At 69.8% G+C, this 20,780-nt stretch carries 26 protein-coding genes; 13 read left to right on the forward strand and 13 right to left on the reverse strand.

Annotation, left to right across the window (positions count from 1 at the left end; all coding sequences use genetic code 11):
• Positions 1–339 precede the first annotated feature (339 nt).
• Entirely contained in the window at positions 340–1,137 is a 798-nt protein-coding gene (locus tag AFM16_RS37040; protein ID WP_245177908.1) for a hypothetical protein, read from the forward strand.
• A gap of 90 nt (positions 1,138–1,227) precedes the next feature.
• Here AFM16_RS37040 and AFM16_RS37045 read toward each other — a convergent pair whose 3' ends face one another.
• Positions 1,228–1,506, reverse strand: coding sequence for a hypothetical protein (locus tag AFM16_RS37045; RefSeq protein ID WP_078636625.1), 279 nt, complete (start codon positions 1,504–1,506; stop codon positions 1,228–1,230).
• Positions 1,507–1,625: 119 nt separating this feature from the next.
• Positions 1,626–2,039 (reverse strand): aggregation-promoting factor C-terminal-like domain-containing protein, encoded by a 414-nt coding sequence (locus tag AFM16_RS37050; RefSeq protein ID WP_078633328.1) that lies wholly within the window; start codon positions 2,037–2,039, stop codon positions 1,626–1,628.
• 404 nt (positions 2,040–2,443) lie between these two features.
• On the opposite strand from AFM16_RS37050, the gene pnuC reads away from it, so the two are divergent.
• Together pnuC and AFM16_RS37060 are read left to right on the forward strand one after the other, a co-directional pair.
• On the forward strand, positions 2,444–3,058 hold the full coding sequence (pnuC, locus tag AFM16_RS37055; protein WP_245178039.1) for a nicotinamide riboside transporter PnuC: 615 nt from the start codon (positions 2,444–2,446) through the stop codon (positions 3,056–3,058).
• A complete protein-coding gene (locus tag AFM16_RS37060; RefSeq protein WP_078636626.1) occupies positions 3,055–4,161 on the forward strand; it encodes an AAA family ATPase in 1,107 nt (368 codons plus the stop codon). The genes pnuC and AFM16_RS37060 overlap by 4 nt, the downstream gene beginning before the upstream one ends.
• Positions 4,162–4,167: 6 nt before the next feature.
• Here the strand turns inward: AFM16_RS37060 and AFM16_RS37065 are convergent, their stop codons facing one another.
• Positions 4,168–4,503, reverse strand: coding sequence for a hypothetical protein (locus AFM16_RS37065; protein WP_078636627.1), 336 nt, complete (start codon positions 4,501–4,503; stop codon positions 4,168–4,170).
• A 55-nt stretch (positions 4,504–4,558) separates the two neighbouring features.
• The gene (locus AFM16_RS37070; RefSeq protein ID WP_078636628.1) at positions 4,559–5,518 is read right to left on the reverse strand and encodes a LysR family transcriptional regulator; all 960 of its coding nucleotides are present in this window, start codon (positions 5,516–5,518) and stop codon (positions 4,559–4,561) included.
• A gap of 84 nt (positions 5,519–5,602) precedes the next feature.
• Here AFM16_RS37070 and AFM16_RS37075 point away from each other — a divergent pair, with 84 nt between their 5' ends.
• Positions 5,603–6,784, forward strand: a complete 1,182-nt coding sequence (locus AFM16_RS37075) for a nuclear transport factor 2 family protein (protein ID WP_078636629.1) — start codon at positions 5,603–5,605, stop codon at positions 6,782–6,784.
• Positions 6,785–6,826: 42 nt separating this feature from the next.
• Positions 6,827–7,138 (forward strand): hypothetical protein, encoded by a 312-nt coding sequence (locus tag AFM16_RS40775; protein ID WP_441348949.1) that lies wholly within the window; start codon positions 6,827–6,829, stop codon positions 7,136–7,138.
• On the opposite strand, the gene AFM16_RS40780 is transcribed toward AFM16_RS40775, so the two are convergent.
• Complete coding sequence (locus AFM16_RS40780) at positions 7,096–7,416, reverse strand: helix-turn-helix domain-containing protein (protein ID WP_441348950.1); 321 nt, start codon at positions 7,414–7,416, stop codon at positions 7,096–7,098. The two genes, AFM16_RS40775 and AFM16_RS40780, sit on opposite strands and share 43 nt — an antisense overlap.
• Positions 7,417–7,468: 52 nt before the next feature.
• Here AFM16_RS40780 and AFM16_RS37085 point away from each other — a divergent pair, with 52 nt between their 5' ends.
• On the forward strand, positions 7,469–8,107 hold the full coding sequence (locus AFM16_RS37085; RefSeq protein ID WP_245177909.1) for an SDR family NAD(P)-dependent oxidoreductase: 639 nt from the start codon (positions 7,469–7,471) through the stop codon (positions 8,105–8,107).
• A 205-nt stretch (positions 8,108–8,312) separates the two neighbouring features.
• Here the strand turns inward: AFM16_RS37085 and AFM16_RS37090 are convergent, their stop codons facing one another.
• Positions 8,313–8,693 carry a MerR family transcriptional regulator gene (locus tag AFM16_RS37090; protein WP_179123354.1) on the reverse strand — a complete coding sequence of 127 codons (381 nt, stop codon included), beginning with the start codon at positions 8,691–8,693 and terminating at the stop codon, positions 8,313–8,315.
• A gap of 117 nt (positions 8,694–8,810) precedes the next feature.
• Here AFM16_RS37090 and AFM16_RS37095 point away from each other — a divergent pair, with 117 nt between their 5' ends.
• Entirely contained in the window at positions 8,811–9,884 is a 1,074-nt protein-coding gene (locus tag AFM16_RS37095; protein WP_078636631.1) for an alkene reductase, read from the forward strand.
• Positions 9,885–9,999: 115 nt separating this feature from the next.
• A complete protein-coding gene (locus tag AFM16_RS37100) occupies positions 10,000–10,488 on the forward strand; it encodes a DUF5959 family protein (RefSeq protein ID WP_256861390.1) in 489 nt (162 codons plus the stop codon).
• Positions 10,489–10,608: 120 nt separating this feature from the next.
• Here the strand turns inward: AFM16_RS37100 and AFM16_RS37110 are convergent, their stop codons facing one another.
• On the reverse strand, positions 10,609–10,881 hold the full coding sequence (locus AFM16_RS37110) for a hypothetical protein (protein WP_051781172.1): 273 nt from the start codon (positions 10,879–10,881) through the stop codon (positions 10,609–10,611).
• 270 nt (positions 10,882–11,151) lie between these two features.
• Here AFM16_RS37110 and AFM16_RS39195 point away from each other — a divergent pair, with 270 nt between their 5' ends.
• Positions 11,152–11,532, forward strand: coding sequence for a hypothetical protein (locus AFM16_RS39195; protein WP_143648536.1), 381 nt, complete (start codon positions 11,152–11,154; stop codon positions 11,530–11,532).
• 77 nt (positions 11,533–11,609) lie between these two features.
• Positions 11,610–12,146, forward strand: a complete 537-nt coding sequence (locus AFM16_RS37120) for a DUF4240 domain-containing protein (RefSeq protein ID WP_030797782.1) — start codon at positions 11,610–11,612, stop codon at positions 12,144–12,146.
• A 22-nt stretch (positions 12,147–12,168) separates the two neighbouring features.
• Here AFM16_RS37120 and AFM16_RS37125 read toward each other — a convergent pair whose 3' ends face one another.
• Positions 12,169–12,999: an alpha/beta fold hydrolase gene (locus tag AFM16_RS37125; protein WP_078636634.1), complete on the reverse strand. Its 831-nt coding sequence runs from the start codon at positions 12,997–12,999 to the stop codon at positions 12,169–12,171.
• Between the two features lie 206 nt (positions 13,000–13,205).
• On the opposite strand from AFM16_RS37125, the gene AFM16_RS37130 reads away from it, so the two are divergent.
• Entirely contained in the window at positions 13,206–13,775 is a 570-nt protein-coding gene (locus tag AFM16_RS37130; protein WP_078636635.1) for a DoxX family protein, read from the forward strand.
• 27 nt (positions 13,776–13,802) lie between these two features.
• On the opposite strand, the gene AFM16_RS37135 is transcribed toward AFM16_RS37130, so the two are convergent.
• The 3 genes from AFM16_RS37135 to AFM16_RS37145 form a co-directional block, all read right to left on the reverse strand.
• Positions 13,803–14,123, reverse strand: coding sequence for a DUF6191 domain-containing protein (locus tag AFM16_RS37135; protein WP_078636636.1), 321 nt, complete (start codon positions 14,121–14,123; stop codon positions 13,803–13,805).
• Positions 14,124–14,214: 91 nt separating this feature from the next.
• The gene (locus AFM16_RS37140; protein WP_078636637.1) at positions 14,215–15,672 is read right to left on the reverse strand and encodes an MFS transporter; all 1,458 of its coding nucleotides are present in this window, start codon (positions 15,670–15,672) and stop codon (positions 14,215–14,217) included.
• Complete coding sequence (locus tag AFM16_RS37145) at positions 15,669–16,877, reverse strand: M20 metallopeptidase family protein (protein WP_078636638.1); 1,209 nt, start codon at positions 16,875–16,877, stop codon at positions 15,669–15,671. Before AFM16_RS37145 ends, AFM16_RS37140 begins: the two co-directional genes overlap by 4 nt.
• A gap of 117 nt (positions 16,878–16,994) precedes the next feature.
• On the opposite strand from AFM16_RS37145, the gene AFM16_RS37150 reads away from it, so the two are divergent.
• Positions 16,995–18,062, forward strand: coding sequence for an Lrp/AsnC family transcriptional regulator (locus tag AFM16_RS37150; protein WP_078636639.1), 1,068 nt, complete (start codon positions 16,995–16,997; stop codon positions 18,060–18,062).
• 280 nt (positions 18,063–18,342) lie between these two features.
• Here AFM16_RS37150 and AFM16_RS37155 read toward each other — a convergent pair whose 3' ends face one another.
• Entirely contained in the window at positions 18,343–19,389 is a 1,047-nt protein-coding gene (locus AFM16_RS37155; protein ID WP_078636640.1) for a hypothetical protein, read from the reverse strand.
• A gap of 22 nt (positions 19,390–19,411) precedes the next feature.
• A complete protein-coding gene (locus AFM16_RS37160) occupies positions 19,412–19,996 on the reverse strand; it encodes a TerD family protein (RefSeq protein ID WP_078636641.1) in 585 nt (194 codons plus the stop codon).
• Between the two features lie 243 nt (positions 19,997–20,239).
• Between AFM16_RS37160 and AFM16_RS37165 the strand changes: the two genes are divergently transcribed.
• The gene (locus tag AFM16_RS37165; RefSeq protein WP_167797328.1) at positions 20,240–20,695 is read left to right on the forward strand and encodes an SUKH-3 domain-containing protein; all 456 of its coding nucleotides are present in this window, start codon (positions 20,240–20,242) and stop codon (positions 20,693–20,695) included.
• Positions 20,696–20,780: the final 85 nt, after the last annotated feature.

Genomic DNA, 20,780 nt, shown 5'->3' on the forward strand with positions numbered 1-20,780 from the left:
CGGTAGCCCGACCGTGTCCACCCACCGATGACCCCGACCAGCCCAGTCCCGGATCCTGCTGATCATGGACTGTGGGAGGCGCGATCCCCCTGCTCGGCACGGGGGCGACGTCGACTTGAGGGGCCCCAGGGAACCGCCCCGATCGGCTGAAATTCGCGGCCGTGGATCCGGTACGGAAAGTAGCGATCAGCCGATGATCACTGTTGCGTGATGGCTGATTATGTCTACATATGGTGAGTGCGATGTCACCATCAGTAATCGCCGGTGGTGTGAAGGATCGCATCGTTCGGGCGCCCGGTGCACGCCGGGGTGCCCTTCAATCACCTGGAAGGAACGAGTGTGAGCGTTCGCTTTGGCGTGACCCGGAAGAAGGCGCTCGTGGCAACGGCGCTGGCCGCGGCCGTCGCCTCGACACTCTTGGGATCGGTGTCCGCGGTCGCGGACGGCGACGGTGGCTATGGAGAACAAGAACGCCCCGATCACTGGGGAGTGATCGCCCGCAACACCATCGGCTCGCCGGTCGCCGACCTGCGGAACGGCCCCTTCGGCTCGTTCGGCGTGACGGACTCCTCCGGCAGACCGCCGTACGGACGAGGCAGCCTCGGCATCGCGGTGTCGGACCAGTCCACCTCGCTGACCCCCGCCAGCGAGAAGGTCGACTTCGGCAACGAGGTCGACTTCTTCGGCGATCCGGTGCAGGGCCTGCAGAGGCTCGGGTTCCACGTCTTCCAGACCGGGGAGAACGTGCAGCGCGGCGGCGCGGAGAACATGCCGAACATCCGGTTCGAGATCGATCCGAACCTGGACGCGCTTCCGAACGACAACTACTCCACGATGGTGTGGGTGCCGGACGCCGCCCCCGTGACGAACCGCTGGAGCTCCTTCATCGATGCCACCACGACCGGCTACTGGTTCCTCTCGGGCAACGAGACCACCTGTACGCAGGCCGCCCAGTGCACCTTCGCCCAGTTGAAGGCATCGCTCAACGACGGCGGCGACGGCGCGACCATCTACACGGCCGCGGTGGGCAAGGGCCGCGACCACATGTGGATCGGCGCCGTCGACGGCCTCCGCATCAATGACAACATCTACGACTTCGAGGCCAACGGCGTCAGGGTGCGCAACGACGACGACTGACGTGGCAGGTCATCGCGACCGCACCCCTCTCATGAGCGGCTCCGTCCGACACCCACGTCGGCCGGAGCCGCTCATGTTCGCTCACCCTCGTCACTCCTCCCCGGAGAACCGCTCCCAGGCCGACTGGCGCGTGATGCCCAGCGCCCGGCCGATCCTGGCCCAGGTCACACCACGCCGCCGTAGCTCCGTGACCCACATGCGCAGATCGGCCTCGACCTGGTCGGCGACGGCCACGACCCGGGGCAGCCGCTCCAGCATCTCGGCATCGCTCAGCTTGCCCCACATCGGCATCCGCAGCTCGGTCGGACCCGGGCGGTACTCGGCCACGATCGAGGCGGCCAGGTCCACGCACTCGGTGCAGATGTTCACGCCCGGATGTCAGGAGGATCCTGACAAGCAAGGGGGTGGATACGCCGAAACGGCGGCCCCGGGGTCGGGGGCGCCGTTGTCATGCGTGGTGCGTGGTGGTGCTGTGTGGCTGGGTTGGTTTAGTACCAGCCGTGGGACTGCCAGAAGTTCCAGGCGGCGACGGGGCTGCCGTAGCGGGAGTTCATGTAGTCGAGGCCCCACTTGATCTGGGTGGCGGGGTTGGTCTTCCAGTCGGAGCCGGCAGAAGCCATCTTCGAGGCGGGCAGGGCCTGGACCAGGCCGTAGGCGCCGGAAGAGGAGTTCGTGGCCTTGACGTTCCAGCCGCTCTCGTGGCTGACGATGTTGGAGAAGGCCTTGTACTGCGCGGCGTCCGGGATCATCTTGTGCGCGATCGCCTGAGCGCTGGACGCGGACGACGTCGCCGCGTGGGCCGGGGCCGCGGTCATGGCGATGCCGGCGGAGGCGGCGACCAGGGCGACGGCGGTGACGGCCTTCTTCGGGCTGGCGATGCGGCGGATGACGGAGACGGACACAGAGAACCTTTTTCTTCGGGGACGTTGCGGTCGCCCGCAGTGCAAGGTGAGTCACCGTGCATGCGTCGGCGCCGAGGCCCGGGGGGCTTGTCGGCGCCGTGCGACGTCATCCAGATAAGCAGGCCGGGAAGGCGTCCGCAATGACCCCTTTTGCTAGTTATGGTCGTATTCGCCGACCCGACCGCCCGTGTGAGCTGGCTCTCAATGCGCAGGTCAGAGGCCGTTATGGCATGCCCATGGCGTCCGAAATGTCCTACTGGGATGGTTAGTAGGTGATGTGGGTCATGTGGGGTGCTTCACCGGTCAATGGCCCTCGAACGTGACCCCTGTCTCGAACGCGGCCCCGATATCCCCCTTGCCCTCCACCCACACCCCTCTTTATAGTCACCACGACTATTAAGGAGCTGTCCGTGAACTGGAACCTGACCTGGACCGAAGCGCTCGGCTTCGCGACCGGCGCCGCCTGTGTCTGGCTGGTGGCCCGCCAGCACATCGCGAACTGGCCCGTCGGCATCGCCAACAACGTCTTCTTCATCGTGCTCTTCGTCCAGGCCGGCCTGTACGCCGACGCCGGCCTCCAGGTCGTCTTCATCGCGCTGGCGGCCTACGGCTGGTGGACCTGGGCCCGAGGCGCCGGACCGGTCACCGGCGGCGCGCTGCCGGTACGCCGCACCACGGGCACCGAATGGGCCTGGCTCGCCGCCGCCGGCGTGCTGGGCACCGCCGCCCTCACCCTGCTGCTCGACCGGGCCACCGACTCCACCGTCCCCTTCTGGGACGCCCTCACCACCGCCCTCTCCCTGACCGCCACCTACGGCCAGTGCCGCAAGCTGCTGGAGTCCTGGTGGCTGTGGATCGCCGCCGACCTGGTCTACATACCGCTCTACGCGGCCAAGGGCCTGTACCTGACCTCCCTGCTCTACGTCGGCTTCCTCGTCCTGTGCGTGGTCGGCCTCCTCGGCTGGCGGCGCACCCTCGCGGCCGCCGCCCCGCGCCCCGCCACGGCGGTGGCCGCATGAACGCCGTCCCCGTCCCCGCCGCCGCCCGCCCGTACCGGCACGGACTGGTGCTGGGCAAGTTCTATCCGCCGCACGCCGGCCATCACCACCTCGTCCGCACCGCCCTCGCGCAGTGCGACCGGCTGACCGTCCTGGTCTGCGCCGCCTCGGTGGAGTCGGTGCCCCTCGCCGACCGGGTGGCGTGGATGCGCGAGGCTCATCCCGAAGCCGAGGTCGTCGGCGCGGTGGACGACCATCCGGTCGATCTGCACGACGCCGCGGTGTGGGAGGCCCACATGGAGGTCTTCCGCACGGCCGTGCCGGAGCCGGTGGACGCCGTGTTCACCTCCGAGTCCTACGGCACCGAACTGGCCCGGCGTTTCGGCGCGGCCGAGGTGTGCGTGGACCCGGACCGCACCACGTACCCGGTCTCCGCGACGGCCGTCCGCAAGGACCCGGTGGGCTGCTGGGACTTCCTCGGCCCGGGCGTGCGCGCCGCCCTCACCCGGCGCGTGGTCGTCCTGGGCGCCGAGTCCACGGGCACGACCACCCTCTCCCGGGCGCTGGCCGCCCACTACCGCGCACGCGGCGGGGTCTGGTCCGGCACCGGCTGGGTGCCCGAGTACGGGCGCACCTACAGCGAAGAGAAGCTGGCTGCCCTGCGGACCGCCGACCCCGGAGCCGACTGGACGCAAGTCGAGTTCACCTCCGAGGAGTTCACCGTCATAGCCCGCCACCAGGACGCCGACGAGGAGCAGGCGGCACGCGACGGCTCCCCGGTGCTCGTCTGCGACACCGACTCCTTCGCCACCGCGATCTGGCACGAGCGCTACCTCGGCGCCCCCGCCCCCGAGGTCGCGGCCCTGGCCGACCGCACCCCGCGCCACCTGTACCTGCTCACCGACCACGAGGGCGTGCCCTTCGAGGACGACGGTCTGCGCGACGCCCCACACCTGCGCCCCTGGATGACAGCCCGGTTCAGGGAAGAACTGGAGCGCACCGACCGCCGCTTCCTCCTGCTCACCGGCAGCCCCGAGGAACGGCTGCACGCGGCCGTGACCGCGGTGGACGGCCTTCTCGCCAAGGGCTGGCACTTCACCGACCCCCTCCCGGAACGCCGGTGACGATCATCACCCCGTACAGCGGACGGGATGGGTGAACGAGACCGGTTTGCCGGTGGCCTGGGCGTATGCGATCTCCCTGCTCGTGGACTCGCCGATGTACCCGCCCGGGTTGACGACCAGAACCCGGTCGGCCAGGTCGATCTTGCGCAGGTGGAGGGCGGACAGCGCGGTCTTCTGCTCCTCCGTGATCAACTCGCCTGCCTCGTGATCCTCGGCGCGCGGGAAGACGCCCGGCGCGACGACGATGGCACCTGCGAAGGTCAGTTCACGGTTCGCCGCGCTCATCTCGTCCACGAACCGGGTGGAGCCGCAGATGCAGACGATCTCAGGTCGGTCGGACACGGTTCAGTCCTTCTTCCTCAATCAACACGGCAACACGTGGCCGAAGCCCGGAAGTTCAACGCACCTTTGGACCGTATCGGTCGGCCGCGACGCCCGGCCCTGAAGTGACGCCGTCGTGGCCGGGACGAACCGACGCGAAGGCCGTCGCCAGGTGGTCGAGCAGGGCCGCCGTACGCGGGTGTCGGTCGCGACGCGGTACGACCGTGTAGACGCCGCGAGTCGGAGGATCGACCAGGCTCACCGTGGTGACATCCGTCCGCAGCCCGCGTGTCAGCACCCCGGGGATCAGCGCGATGGCGTGGCCGGTCGCGACCAGGGCCAGTTTGCCGGGCAGGTCGGCCGCGGTGAGTTCGATGCGGGCGCTGACCCCGGCACGGGCGGCGTGCTGGTGCAGGAGGGCCGCGGAACCGTCGTTGTCCTCGGCCCAGGTCTCGTCGGCCAGCGCCCGCATACGCACGGGACCGCCCCCGGTCCGCGGATGATCCACAGGCAGCGCGACGACCATGTCGTCCACCCCGAGGAACCGGCGTTCGGTCCGCGGGTCGTGCGGCAGCCCGGGCGGCGCGTCCGTGACGACGGCGATGTCGAGTTCGCCGGCGACCACACGGTCGTGCAGTGGCGCGCTCAGGCCGGGAAGCAGGCTCCACCGAAGGGATCCGGTCTCCTTCAGCAGGGCCCGGATGGCCTCGGGCACGACCCCTGCGGCAAGCGAGGGCGTCGCGCCGACGGTCAGGGGCCGGTTGAACGCCGCCCCGTCACCGGCCTCCCGTGCGGCGCGAACAGCGCGGTCGGCTTCGTTGAGCGTGGCCAGAGCATGGTGCCGGAACACCTCGCCGGCAGCCGTCGGACGCACACCGCGCGCATGGCGCTCCATCAGCGGCACACCGAGCTGCCGCTCCAGTCCGGCGATCTGCCGGGAGACGGCCGACTGCGTGTGATGGAGCTCCGCGGCCGCCGCCGACAGCGACCCGAGCCGGCACACGGTCACGAAGGTTCGCCACACCGTCAGATCCACAGCACCAGGATATGCGCACCACGCAGAGCTGACCTGCACAATATGCGCTTGTCGCAGCCCTCACGCTGCACCAGTCTGACGACCATGACCACACCCCACACAACGACACAGGGCACGATCGCCGTCCTCGGCCTGGGGCGTATGGGCGAGGCGATCGCGACCCGGTTGGCCACCCAGGGTTGGAACGTCGTCGGCTGGACACGCTCCGGGCGCACATCGGACGCGGTCAAGACGACCGGCGACCCGAACGACGCCGTGGCCGTCGCCGACCTCGTACTCCTGGCGCTGTTCGACGGCCCCGCCTGCCGACAGGTCCTGGACGACGTCCGCGATTCGCTGCGGACGGACACGCTCGTGCTCAACACCAGCACGATCGCCCCCGCCCAAGCGTCGGAACTCGCCCGGCAGTTCGGCCCCTCCTACGTCCACGCACCCGTGCTCGGCTCCGTACCCGCCGTTGCCTCCGGCACCCTCCAGATCCTCGCCGCCGCGGATCACGACGCCCTCGACCGGGCGCGGCCCGTTCTGGAAGCACTGGGCACCGTCCGGCACATCGACGACGCCTCCACCGCCGCCTCGCTCAAGCTGATCGCCAACAGCAGCCTCGCCGGCGCCGTCCTCGCACTGCGCGACTCACTGCGACAAGCCGACGCGCTCGGCCTCTCCCGTGCCCAGGCGCTCGACGTCCTCGAACTCGGCCAACTCGGCGGGCTCGTGGCCCGCAAACGCCCCTTCCTGGATACCCATCCGGCCCCGGCCGCGGCGACGTTCACGATCCAGGCGCTGTCCAAGGACATGGCCCTGCTGGCCGACGCGTCGAACACCCCCTTGCGCAGCGCGTCCGGCCTCGCCGACACCCCCGCCGACCCGGAGGCCGACATCGCCGTAGCCGCCACGGTCCCCGCCGTGGAGGACGCCGTACTCGAACCGCTCCGCGCCTACATCCGCGGACACGCCACCGGCGACCCCTCCCACTTCCGGGACGCGTTCCTGCCCACCGCCCACATCGAAGGGATCCGGGACGGCGCGTTCGTCTCCTGGCACCTGGACGAGTACTGCACCCTCTTTCCGGGCCGACCGGCCCCCGACGAACCGACCCGCACCCGCCGCATCGACGCCGTCGATGTCCACGGAACCGTCGCGACCGCCACGATGACGCTCTCGCACGGGGCGGACACGTTCACCGACATCTTCCTGCTGACCCAGGTCACCGACGGCTGGCGCATCGCCAACAAGGCGTACCACCGCCGCACTTGTACGACGTAGACGAAAGAAGGGTGTCACCGCGTAACGGTGGCGAACTGATCGGTGCCCAGCACGCTGAGCAGCGCGAGCTTCTCGTGGCTCTCCGTGCCGGGGGTGGCGGTGAAGACGAGCAGTGACTGTCCCTGGTCGGGGTCCAGGAGGAGCTGGCAGTGGAGGGAGGTCCATCTCGCCGACCTGGACGTGGACGCGCTTGGTCTGGTTGCCGAGAAGCGCTTCGGCGGGCGGCGTCTGTACCAGCGTCTCGCCGAGTGGCCCCATGATCTGCGCGGCCTGGTCGGCCAGACCGTCCATGACCCGCATCAGCCCGGGACTCACGTGCGCGGACCGCAGCTCGCCGTGGGGGCGGTGCGGTAGCCGACGAACAGGAAGAGGTGGTTGCGTTCCTCGGGGGTCAGGCGCAGGCCCCGCGCGATCGCCGCGACCCTCTGTTCCGAGGGCTGCGGGCCGTCGCCGCGTTTGAGGCGGGCGAAGTAGTCGGCGGACATGGGGCACAGTTCCGCCATCTCCTCGCGGCGCAGGCCCGGGGCGCGTCGGCGGGGGCCTCGGCGCAGCCCGACGGCCTCGGGTTGCAGCGCTGTGCGCCGGGTGCGCAGGAAGGCGCCCAGGGACGAACGGTCGAATGCATGCTCCATGGTTCATGGTTGGGCATCCGGCGCGGCTCAGCCACGACCTGTCATTCAGTGGTTGCACCAGACGATGGTGGAGAACGTCCGCCACTTCGACGTGTCGGATATGACCTCGGTCCGCACCTTCGCCGACTCCTGGTCGGACCGCCTCGACATCCTGATCAACAACGCCGGCGTGATGGACATCCCCTCCAGCCGCACCGCCGACGGCCTCGACGTCCAGACGGCCACCAACCACACCGGCCCCTTCTTCCTGACCAGCCTGCTCCTCGGACACGTCACCGACCGCGTCGTGCACGTCACCAGCCAGTTGCACCGGCATGGCAGGATCGACCTGACCGACCTGGACTGGCGTACCCGTACGTACAACGGAATGGCCGCCTACCAGGCGTCGAAGCTCGCCGTCGTCCTGTTTTCCCCGGAACTCCAACGCCGCCTGACCGCCACCGGCAGCCCGCTCCGCTCGGTCCTCGCCAGCCCGGGTATCGCCCGCACCGCCCTGGCCTCCTACTCCCGCTCGAACATCATCAACCGATTCACCTTCCTCACCAACACCCCCGAACGCGGAGCACTGTCAGTCCTCTACGCCGCCACCCAGGACGTCCCCGGCAACTCCTACATCGGCCCGGACGGCCTCGGCGGCCTACGAGGCGCCCGGCGGTCCGCCGCCAAGGCGAGAACGGCTTCGACGAGGTGATGGCGGGTCGGCTGTGGGATGCGACGGCAGGCCTCGTGGGCACGATGGCCCGATGAATCGCCTGCGGACGGCCGATCACGCGGACGTCTGCCTGCCGCACGGCTGTCTGGAGTTCTGGAGGAACGGCTGACAGCGTCGAGCCCTCGGCCTTGCTGGCCTGACCAGGGGGCTCGACGGAATCAACGCCGTTCTCGGTCATGGGTGTTCAGCCCGCCACGGCGGCGGTCCGCATCAGCTCGCGGTGCGCTCGGGCTGCCGTCATCAGCCCCTCCAGTGCCTCGCGGGTGCGGATCAGGTCGGCGATGTGTTCACTGAGCTGGTCGCGTTCCTCGGCCATGCGCTCCAGGGCGGTGTCCGAAGCCTCCTCGCTCGGGGAATCGACGCACGGCAGGAGTTCGGCAATGGTCCGGCTCGACAGACCCGCGGCGTACAAGCGCTGGATGAAGGCCACCCGCTCGACCTCGTCGTCCGTGTAGTGCCGCTGCCCGCTGGCGCTGCGGGTGCTGGTGAGCAGGCCCTGCTCCTCGTAGTAGCGCAGGGAACGGACGCTGACCCCGGCCCGCGCCGAGAGTTCTCCGATGCGCACGCCGTCCTCCTGACCGGGCCGCCCGTCACACGGGCTTGCCTCTGACATCGATGTGAGGTTTTAGCGTAACCCCAGCGCCCGGGATCCCGAGGCGACAGATCACGCAGGAGATACGACATGACGACGCTCTTCACCAGTTACCGGCTCGGTTCCCTGAGCCTGCCCAACCGGATGGTCATGGCTCCGATGACTCGCGTCAGGGCCGCGGCCGGAGGGCTCGCCACCCCGTCGATGGCGAGCTACTACGCCCAGCGAGCCACGGCCGGTCTGATCGTCACCGAGGGCGTACAGCCCAGCCCGGTCGGCCAGTCCAATCCCGGCACGCCGGGCCTGCACACGGACGAGCAGACGGCGTCCTGGCGCACGGTGACCGACGCCGTGCACACCAACGGCGGCCGGATCTTCGCGCAGATCATGCACGGTGGACGGGTGTCCCACGCCGACACCACGGGTCTCCAGCCGGTGGGTCCCTCACCCGTACCCGCAGTGGGCGCGGTGTTCACCCCCGCCGGGCCGCAGCCCGCGCCCGTCCCGCGCGCTCTGTCCACCGCCGAGGTCCCCGAGCAGGCACTCTCCTACGCAGGGGCCGCGCGGCGTGCCGTGGAGGCCGGTTTCGACGGGGTGGAACTGCACGGCGCCAACGGCTATCTCATCTCCCAGTTCCTGTCGTCCAACGCCAATGTGCGCACCGACCGTTACGGAGGCTCGGTGTCCGGGAGGATCCGGTTCGCGGTCGAAGCGGTGTCCGCCACGGCCGACGCGGTGGGCGCCGAGCGGACCGGCATCCGGCTCTCTCCCGGCGGGACCTTCTGGGGCGTCCAGGAGAGCGAGGTCGCCGACCTGTACACCGCCCTGCTGGCCGAACTCGCCCCTCTGGGCCTGGCCTACGTCCACGTCGAGGCCACCGCCGACGAGGAGACCCTGCTCAGGCTGAGGCGGGCCTGGCCGGGCACCCTCGTCATGAACCCCGTGGTACCGATGGGCCCCAAGCAGACCGGGCGTTCCGAAGCCGACCACTGGCTGGGTCTCGGCGCGGATCTCATCAGCTTCGGCCGGGGCTTCCTCGCCAACCCGGACCTGGTCGAACGGCTGCGCACCGGACTGCCGATCTCGCCCGTCGACGAGACCACGTACTACCAGGGCGGCGACGCCGGCTACCTGACGTATCCCGCCTACCAGCACACGGCGTGACGGCGGAGGGAAGCGGGGCCGGTGCCGGACTGCGACTAGTGCACGATGATCCGGAACGCCGGGAGTTGGGGGAGGGCGTATGGGTGATGGCTAGGACATCGACCTGACCGACCTGATCTGCCCGATCGACGCGGACAGCAGCGTGCGGCTGCGCGTCGTGGGGCGGAGCCGGCCCGGGGGCACGGCGTACAACCACCACCTCGACGCCGAATTCGTCATCACCAGCGCGTTCGCGCACGGGCGCCTCGGCCTGCGCCTGTCACCGGAAGCCATGGACGACTGGGCAACCGCCCTGGACGTACTCTCCGGCGGCCAGGACATCCGCTGGTCGGTCATGGGCGAGACCGAGATCGGCATCGCGATCGACCGGCAGTTCTCGACACCCCGCCCCATCGTCACGGTGGACGACAGTGCCGAGTCCGGCGTCTCGGTCCGTATCTGCCTCGACCCAGAGATGGCCGAACAGGATCGTCACGACGCCGCGGTCGAGAAGCTACTGGTGACCGCGACTCTGTCCGAGGTGAGCCTCTGTACGCAGGTGACGGGGGACAGGTGCCCAGGCGGGCGGCTGGGCGTACGGCTCGGACGGCTGGCGCGGGCGTAGCGCCGCCGCTGCGGGCCTGGCCGCCGTGGCCGTGGCGCAACTGGTGTCCAACGCCGTGTGCAAGCAGTTGGTCGATCGTCCAAGGCTCCGAGACCGTGTTTGAGATCTGTTGGTCGGGCGTCAGTAGGGGCTCCGGCCAGCAGGCCACTGGTAGCCCTCCGGCAGCTCAGTTCCGTTGCTGTCGATGACCGTGTAGTCGACGATCACCTTTGCGGGATCGCCGCCTTCGAAGATCCATACGACCAGACGGTTCTTGACCGCAACCACCGTGAATTGGGGATCCGACACGTCATCATCTGGCACAACGGTGAACTCGTCACCTGGCTTCAACCAGAAGACGTCACAGTACGGTTCGATGAAGAGACAGACGAAATCCTCGCCACCGTTCTGCACGGGGAGCCTGTTCACTGACGCCGTCCCGGTGGCCGCTGCAGTAGAGGACCACCACGATAGCGACCGGCAAACAAGCTACCCAGAGCCCATGGGTTCCTGCGGGGTGAAGAGCCTCATGGCGTGACTCGTGTGAGCGGCCTTCTCCGGGCGCCCGTCATAACCGCTCATGTCAGGAACCTCCCGAGACTGCCACGGCGACGCCGTTCGGCTCGTGCCGCGCAGGGGAATCGAACCGGACTCAGGCACTGCACAACCCGGCACAATGTCCCGGTGACCCTCTTCGCCTGCGCGCACTGCGAGCACCCTCTCACCAGCGATCTCCAGGAATCCCAGGCCACCCCGGCCGGCGATCACCTGTCCGACCATCGCATCGCCGACCCGCGGGTTGCGCAGGGCACCTATGCGATCAACCACGACGCCACGCTGTTCGTCCTTCATCCTGACGACGTGCCAGGCACCGCTCTGCATCCGGACTCAGGACGTCGCGCCGGCTGCTGCGGACTTGACGGTCGGGACGGCCTCAACCTCGTCTGTGCAGCCTGCGGAGCCGAGGTCGCCACCAAGGAATCGGACTGCTGGACGGACAACCTGGTGGCGCTGATAGCCTCCGCAGTCGTCAGCGGCACGGAGTCCCCATCTGGAACCCGTTGACTTGCGGCCCGTTTCGGTTCTGCCGGGCCAGGCTTCGCAAGCGCCGATGTCAGTAGCAGATGGCAGGCTCTGCCCCCGTGAACAAAGATCAGTTCTGGCAGCTCATCGAGGCAGCCCGCCACCAGGCGTCCAACCCGAACAACGGCGACGCGGTCGCACGCGAGGCCACCTCGCTGCTGGCCTCCCGGCCGGTCGAGGAGATCGTCGTCGCTGAGGAGGTGCTGTGGGACCTGATGGCCGACTCCTACACCAACCCTCTGTGGGCCGCTGCTTACATCGTCAACGGTGGCTGCTCCGACGACGGCTTCGACTACTTCCGCGGTTGGCTGATCGCTCAGGGCCGTGAAGTCTTCGAGCGCGCAGTCGCCGACCCCGATGACCTGGCGGAACTGCCCATAGTTCAAGCCTCCGCCGCCGACGGCTTCGACCTCGAAGGTGAAGGCATGCTGGTCATCGCCTGGCACGCGCACATTTCGGCGACCGGCAATCAGCTCCCCGCCAGCCCAGGCACCATCCGCTACCCGGAACTGGACCCCGCCTGGAACTTCGACTTCGATGACCGCAGCGAAATGACGCGCCGACTGCCCCGCTTGGCAGCTCTCTATCTGGAGTGAGACCAGATCACTCAGCGGGCCGTTACTCCTTCACGAACGCCAGCAGGTCGGCGTTCAGGACCTCGGCGTGGGTCGTCAGCATGCCGTGCGGGTAGCCGTCGTAGGACTTGAGGCGGCCGTTCTGGAGGAGTTCGGCGGAGAGTGGGCCCGCGTCCTCGTAGGGCACGACCTGGTCGTCGGTGCCGTGCAGGACGAGCGTGGGGACGGTGATCGTCTTCAGGTCCTCGGTGAAGTCGGTTTCCGAGAACGCCTTGATGCACTCGTAGTGCGCGTTGGCCGCGCCCATCATGCCCTGGCGCCACCAGTTGGCGATGACGCCCTCGGACACCTCGGCGCCGGGCCGGTTGTAGCCGTAGAACGGGCCCTCCGGGACGTCGCGGAAGAACTGGGCGCGGTTGGCGGCCAGGGCGGCGCGGAAGCCGTCGAAGACCTCGATCGGCAGCCCGCCGGGATTGGCCGGCGTCTTCACCATGATCGGGGGCACCGCGCTGACGAGGACGGCCTTGGCGACCCGCCCGGGCTTGGCGCGCGCCACGTAGCGGGTGACCTCGCCGCCGCCGGTGGAATGGCCGATGTGGACGGCGTCACGCAGGTCGAGTGCGTCGGTCAGGGCGGCGACGTCGGCGGCGTAGGTGTCCATCTCATGGCCGGTCGCGCTCTGGGAGGAGCGGCCGTGGCCGCGCCGGTCGTGGGCGATGACGCGGTAGCCCTCGCCGAGGAAGAACAGCAGTTGGGCGTCCCAGTCGTCCGCGCTCAGCGGCCAGCCGTGGTGGAACACGATCGGCTGTGCGTCGCGAGGGCCCCAGTCCTTGTAGAAGATGCTCGTGCCGTCGGTGGTGGTGACCGTACCCATGGGAAGTCCCGTCTATTGACCTTGTTTCCGGGCTGGTTGTGCGCAAGATCGGTATGCCCCAGGTTCCAGGGTATGACCAGCCCGGGTTTGGTGCTATTTAGCCCTTTCTGCCTGATGCCTGATGCCTCCAGGAACCGTCGGAATGCCGCCCCAGGCCCGCGATGCGAAGGTGAGAGGAGCATGAAGCGAGGGGAGGCATCACGATCGTGACCGGTTATGAGCAACGACGTGATCTCGGGCTGCTGTTGCTGCGTCTGGCCGTCGGCGGCACCCTCGCCGCGCACGGCTCGCAGAAGCTGTTCGGCTGGTTCGGCGGGGGAGGCGTCAAGGGCTCCGCCCGGTTCATGGAGTCCGTCGGCTTCGACCCGGGCGAACCGAGCGCGGTGGCCGCCGGGCTCGCAGAGGGAGGCGGTGGCACCCTCCTGGCCCTCGGCCTCGCCACGCCCGCCGCCGGATCGGCCGCGGCCGGCGCCATGACCGGCGCGAGCGCGGTGACCTGGCCCAACGGCTTCTTCGCCCAGAAGGGCGGCTTCGAACTCTCCGGCGTCCTGGGAGCGGCTTCCCTCGCCCTGGCCGTCTCGGGCCCCGGCCGCTACTCCCTCGACCACGTCCTCCGCAACGTACTCAACCGTCCGTGGATGGTCCCTACGGCACTGGCGGTGGTCGGCACCGGAACGGCACTCGTGGTCCACAAACGCGACCAGCGCGTGCAGCGGCAGAAGGAGCAGAAGGCAGCGGAGACGGCAGAAAGCCACACCGACAGCCACACAGACTGACGTCCACGCGGGCGAGGTGCGCCGACCCTACGGACCGGTCCGCGGCATACGTACGACCGCCGTGCCCCCTTCCAGATCCACCGTCGTCCGGTTCGGCGGTGCCCCGTCCTCCTCGTCGTCGCGCATCACCAGCGCCGACTGCCGTTCCTTGAGTTCGTTCTGCTTCCCGGGCGAGAGGCTCGCGTGGAGCTGCTCGAACCCGGTCGCCGATATCTGGCCCTGCCGGGCGCTGTTGCGCCAGGGCAGAAATCCGGCCCGCCCTGCGCGCAGCAGCAGTTGATCCACGAAGGCCACGACGGTCAACAGGATGACCAGCCCGGGCAAGGTCGCGAAGACGGCGAATTCCATGCCTTCAGTATCCCGCCCAGTATCCCGCCCAAGTGATCCCTGCCCAGGCCCCCCAGCCCCCTGGCCCCCAGCCCCCTGGCCCCCCGCCCCCTCACCCAGCCCACCCCTCCACCCGCCGGGCGAACGCCGCCGCCCCCGCCGCCCCGACCGACAGCAGACCGCACATCACCCACACCACCACGTACCCGGCCTCGCTCGGTGCCCCGTGGCCGTCGGAGGACGACGCGACACCCTCCGATGCCGGGGTTGCGAGGATCACGGCGATCGCCGCGCCGGCGATCGCCCCGCCCAGCGTCTTGACGTTGTTGTACAGGGCCGTGGTGACGCCCGTGCGGGACGGCGCGCTCGCCTCCGCGATCACCGTGGGCATCGCGCCGAGCGCCACCCCCATCCCGAGCCCGGCGAGCACCTTCGCCGCCACGAGCTGCCAGATCTCCGCGTGGAAGGCGGCGGTGGCGAGGAAGCTCGTGCCGATCAGTGCGAACGACGCGACGAGCGTCGGACGGTAGCCCAGGCGCCCGGCGATCCTCGCGGTCAGCGTGGAGCCGAGGACCGCCACCACCCCCGCGGGCAGGGCGACCAGCGAGATGGACAGGGCCGAGAGCTCGAAGCCGTAGCCGGTGCGTTCCGGGTCCGCGGCCAGGAAGGTGGCGTCCGGCGCCAGACTGCCGAAGTAGACGACACCGAAGGCGACCGCGCACAGGAAGTACGGCGCCACGCGGCGGTCACCGAGCGCCCGCAGGTCGACCAGCGGCTCGGCGACACGCAGCTCCCGGACCGCCCACCCCGCGCCCACCAGCAGCGCGAGGAGCACCGGGACGAGCACCGCTCCGGAAAGCAAAACACCACCCTTCGCCGCGGAGATCCCGGTGAGCAGCAGAAGCATGGCCACGCTCAGCAGTCCCACGCCCGGCCAGTCGAGCCGCCCGCCGGGCACCTGCCTGGACTCCGGGATCGCGAGGAACGAGACCGCGATGCACAGCAGCGCCAGGACGGCCGGGATGAGCAGGGTGATCCGTACGTCGCCGGTCGCCCGGTGTGCCAGGCCCGTCAGCACCCCGCCGAGCAGAGTCCCGAGGGTGAGCGCCCCGACCAGGCGGGCGATGGCACTGCGGGCCTGCTCCACGGAGAGCCGGTCGCGGACGAGCGCGATCTCGAGGGGCAGCAGCGCGGCGAGCGGCCCGAGCAGCACGCGGCCCACGAGGAGTACGGGCAGCGAGGGAGCGAGCGCCACGAGCAGGGAGCCGACGGCGATGCACACGAGCGAGACACGCAGCATCAGCCGGTGCCCGTACAGATCGCCGAGCCGGCCGAAGGCGGGCACGGACACGGCGGCGGCGAGCAGTTGGGCGGAGATCACCCAGTTGAGATCGGCGTCGGCCATGCCCAGTTCGGATCCGATGTCCGGCAGCAGCGGGGCGATACCGCCCTGGAGGAAACCGCTGGTCACCTCGAAGAGGACGAGCAGCCCGACGACCGCGCCGACCGAGCCGACGGGCGGGGCGCCGGTGGCCGCGGGCGCCGAGGTACGGGGGTCGGTCTTGCTCATGAGGGCTCCTCGGCTGCGAACTGGAGGCGGCCGGCGGCGAGTTCGGCCAGGAGTACGGCGGCGTCCACGACCGCGCGGTCGTCGTAGACCGCCTGGGCGGAGTGGTTCATGGGGGCCGTCATCGGGTCGCGGCCGGGCGGGCAGGCGCCGAGACCGACGTAGGCGCCGGGCACCTCGCGCAGGACGTACGAGAAGTCCTCGGAGCCGGCCATCGGGCGGGGCGCCTCGAAGACCTGCCCGGCGCCGAACACGGCCCGGGCGGTCCGCAGGGCGAAGGCGGCCTCGGCGGGATCGTTGACGGTGACGGGATAGTTCTCCCGGTAGTCGATGTCGACCGCCACGCCGTGCGCGGCGGCGATGCCGCGCACGGTCCGCTCGAAGCCGGACCGCACGCGTGCGTGGGCCTCGTCGGAGAACGACCGTACGGTGGCGACGAATTCGGCGTGCTCGGGGATGACGTTGCCTGCGGATCCGGCGTGCAGCGAGCCCACGGTGACCACGGCCGGGTCGAAGATGTCGACGGTGCGCGTGACCATCGTCTGGAGCGCCGTGACCATCTCGCACACGGCGGGCACCGGGTCCTTGGCCGCGTGCGGCGAGGAGCCGTGGCCGCCCGCGCCGGTGACCCGGACGGTCACCTCGTCGGAGGCCGCGAGCACCGGACCCGGCCGTACGGTGGCGACGCCCGCGGGCAGCATCGCGGAGGTGACATGGAGGGCGTACGCGGCGGCGACGCGTGTCCCCGCCGCGTCGAGCACGCCCTCCTCGATCATCAACCGGGCGCCGCCCATGCCCTCCTCGCCGGGCTGGAACATGAAGACCACATCGCCCGCCAGCTCCTCGCGGCGGGCGGCGAGCAGCCGCGCCGCACCGACCAGAGCGGCGGTGTGCAGGTCATGACCGCAGGCGTGCATCCGGCCTGGGACCTCGGAGGCGTACGGCACCCCGCTGTCCTCCTGGACGGGGAGCGCGTCCATGTCACCACGCAGCAGGACGGCGGGACCGGGCCGGCCGCCGCGTAGTACGGCGGTGACGGAGGTGAGCTGCTTCCCGAGGCCGATCTCCAGCGGCAGACCGGCCAGGGCGTCGAGCACCGCCTGCTGGGTGCGGGGCAGCTCCAGACCCAGCTCCGGCTGCCGATGCAGGGCATGGCGCAGCCGTACGAGGGAGTCTTCGAGGGCGAGGGCGTCGGCACGTTCGAACATGGCTGGTATGGTGCCGATCCGGCCGATGGGGTCGATGGCAATGCATGAATCCGCCGAATCGTATTGATCATTTGCAAGAAACGACCGCGATCTCGGCGTGCTGGAAGAAGGTGGCCCGTGCTCGACGAACTCGACCATCTCCTCGTCACCGCGCTCCAGATCGCGCCCCGCGCCGACTGGAGCACCCTCGGTGAGGTCCTGGACATCGACGCCTCCACGGCGGCCCGGCGCTGGGCCCGGCTGACGAAGGCGGGGCACGCCTGGATCGGCGTCCACCAGTCCGTGCAGGCGATCGTCCCCGGCAGTCCCCTTCTCGTGGCCTTCATCGAGGTCGACTGCTCCGCCGGCCGTCTGCACGAGGTGGCCGCCCGCATCGCCGAGGACACCCATGTGTTCAACCTCGAACACGTCAGCGGCAGCCGCGATCTCCTGGTGACCGCCGTCTTCACGGACCATGCGGAACTCGCCCGGTACGTGGGCTTCCGGCTGGGCGCCCTCGACGGGGTGGCGGCCTCCCGCACCCAGGTCGCCACCACACTCCACACGGAGGGCAGCCGCTGGCGGCTCGACCGCCTCACCGAGGAGCAGCGCCGCAAGCTCGCGCCCGCGACCACCGGCCGGCTGCCGAGCCGCACGGTCCCCGAACGCGACCTGGAACTCGTCCGCGTCCTGAGCGAGGACCCGCGCCAGCCCGTCGCCCGGCTCGCCGAACGCACCGGCCTCAGCCCCACCACCGTCCGCCGCCGCCTCGATCGGCTCGACGCCGAGCGGGCACTCGCCTACCGCTGCGAAGTGGCGCGGTCGCTGTCGGGCTGGCCGGTCTCCGTCTCGTACTGGGCCGCCGCCCCGCAGAGCCGGGCGGCACACCTGGCCAAGAGCATCAGCACGATCCGCGAGATCAGGCTCTGCGCATCACTCTCGGGCCCGCACAACCTGCTCCTGGCCGCGTGGCTCCGCTCCGTCGACGACATCGCCGCCTTCGAGTCCCAGCTCACCGACCGCCACCCGGAACTGGTGGTGGCGGACCGGGCCGTCACCCTCTGGCCCATGAAACTGGCCGGCCACCTCCTCGATCCCCAGGGCCGCCACCTCCGCGCGATCCCTCTCGGCCGCTGGCACGACCCGCGCTCGGACACCGCCGAAGCCGACCTCCTGGCGCGTCTGCGCACGCCATCGGTCCAGTGAGGCGACGCGTTCGCCCAGGTGACGGTGCGGAACCGCCATCGCGACTTCACGTGAGTACCAACCACCGTCGGCCGTCGACGAGTTCTCGCGCGACATCGAGATGTCCGGCGTGCGCGAGATGCTGGACGAGCCCCAGGCAGCTCCATACCACGTGCTTTCGGATGTCGTGTGGGTCACGGCTGCCAAGGGTCTACGAATGGATGCCCCTCGCATAGATGAATGGACGCCCCTCGCATAGATGCAGGAGGCATCTGTGGGGCTGCATCTCGCGAGAGACCCCCTAGTCGCCCCCGCCACCCCCACCGTCGCCGCTTCCACCGGAGTCGCCGCCGTCACCCCCGTCGGAACCCCAACCGTCGCTGCCACCGGGCTCGTTGTCGTCGCTTCCGCTGCCGAGGTTGCTGAACCAGGGACGGTCCCAGTCGGCGTCGACGGCGATCGGATCACCGTCGTCCATCGGGTGTCGCCGTGCCCGGAACCGCGCCCGGCCCGTGGTGTCCCCCAGCCCGAAGGCGACGGCGCACACGTGCGCCATGACGGCGTCCAGCGGGTCGGAGCTCTCGTACCGCACCGGGGCGAGCGGCAGCAGGACCGTGGTGGGGTCGAGCGTCGGCCGGCGCGGGGGACGCGTCAGGAGGGCGACGCGCCGTTCGTCGCGCAGAAGCCACGAGCTGACGGCGTTCTCCCGCCGCAGCACCCAGTGCTGCCCGGGCAGGCGCACCTCCACCACGCTCTTGGACTTGCGCAGCTTCTTCCTGAGCGCGAGCTGCGCCGTGCCGTCGCCGACGGTCAGACGCAGGCCCTGGGACGGATCCGCGGAGTCGAGCCGGTAGCCGTGCGGCGCCCGGATCCGTACGGCGGGAGCGTACGGCCCCCACACGTCCACGCATACCAGACGCCGGTCCACACAGACGGCTATCGGCCCGGCGGGCCCCGGTGCGAAACGCCGGGCCATCCACAGCGGTACGCCCTCGGCGCGGGCCCGGGCCGCCAGGGCGGCCACCTGATCCGGCCCGCCGCACTGCCGTACCGCCAACTCGCCCAGACGGTCGGCGAATTCGGCGGCCTGGCGCACCCTCACCGGGGTGGCGGTCCCGGTGACGCGTGTCACCGGGACGACGCCGGGCCCGTTCGCCAGCCGCTCCCGCGGACGTTCCGCCCCGCCGCCCCCGAGCCAGCGGTCCCGCAGGAACGCCTCCGCCATGGCGGCGAGGTTCAGCTCGCCCAGCGGCGTGGTCCTGCCGCCACGGCGCAGACCGGCCTCGGTCAGCTCCACGGTCCGTGACAGCGGGTTCCACGACCGTTCGCTGTAGAGCACCTGGCTCACGACAACCCCCGTAGTACGTCTCCTACTTGCTGATGGCGAAGCGCATGAGGGCGTGCTCGTCGCCCTGCTTGATCTTCCCTGTCGTGTTGATGACTTCGAGCTTCCAGGCGCCGCCGGCCCGTATGGCCTTGGCCACGGCGCAGCCGTTGTCCTGGGTGAGCAGGCTGGGCCAGATGTCGGCGACCTGCTGGGTGGTGCCGCCGGTCGCGTCGTACACCTTGAAGCTGATGTTGCGCGCCTTCTGGAAGGAACTGCCCTTCTTGAAGGCGGCGGCGACGAACACGATCGACGTGATGTTGGACGGGACCCGGCCGAACTCGACCGTGACGGTCTCGTCGTCGCCGTCCCCGCGCCCGGTCTGGTTGTCACCGCTGTGCACCAGGGAGCCGTTGCCCATGGGGTCCAGCGAGTCGAGCCCTGCCAGACGTACGGGGTCCGTGCCCTGCATGGCGATGGCGATCAGATCGAGGTCCGTACCGGCCTTACGGCGCAGGAGGCCCATGACACCGCCACTGGTGCCGGCCGTGGGGTCCCAGGACACCCCGATGGACAGGTGGGTCACTCCATCCAGGTCCGCCGGACCGTCTTCCTTGGTGAGCGTGATCATGCGTGGACCATCCTTCTGCCGGTGCGACTACTACAGGCAGAGTCTGCCTGGCGCGTTCTTGGTTCCCTGCGACGGGGCCCTGTGGTGGCGGATGATGCCGCTGGAATATTGCTCTGCTCGAGCTGGGGCAGCCCTGTAGGGTGCGGGCCTGTACGTGCTGGACCTGCGTGAGCAGGCTCGTTGAGGAAACGGGGTGGGCGCATAGAGCGCGTCGATGGATTGTCGATGGATTGCGGGCCTTCGGTGTGGGAGGCGCTCAGGATCGCCGGGTGGAGCGCAGGGCGACGGATCGACACCGAGATCTGGACACGACAACTGGTGACGGCCGGGTTCACGTTGAACGACGTGGCGACAGCGGTGTGGGCAGAGTTCGGGAACTTGAAGATCAAGAGTTCTCCGGCTCGCGTCCCGTCCTCGTCGCTGCACCTGGATCCCGTCGACGCCTGTATCGACGCGTCCGAGGAGGCTCAGAGGCTGGGGCGCCGCTACGGGGAGAACTTCAGCCCTCTGGGCATGTGGTCGATCCAGTACAAGTCGTACGTGGCGGCGAGCGGGCGGGTCATCGCCGTAGGACCGGGCGTCCTGTGGCAGTTGGGCACGAGCTTCGCAGAGGCGCTGACTTACGTGGTGGACGGCGACGCCGGTGCCGACCGCACCGAGCGGGCACCCTGGCTGTACTCGGATTGCGGGCCTCTGTGAAGTAGCCGGAACTGCACCGGATATGGAAGAGCTCCTGCCTTGGATGGGCGGTTTCGGGATACTGCTGCACGAACAGGCGGGGGGC

The organism is Streptomyces antibioticus, assembly GCF_002019855.1.
Lineage (GTDB): Bacteria > Actinomycetota > Actinomycetes > Streptomycetales > Streptomycetaceae > Streptomyces > Streptomyces antibioticus_B.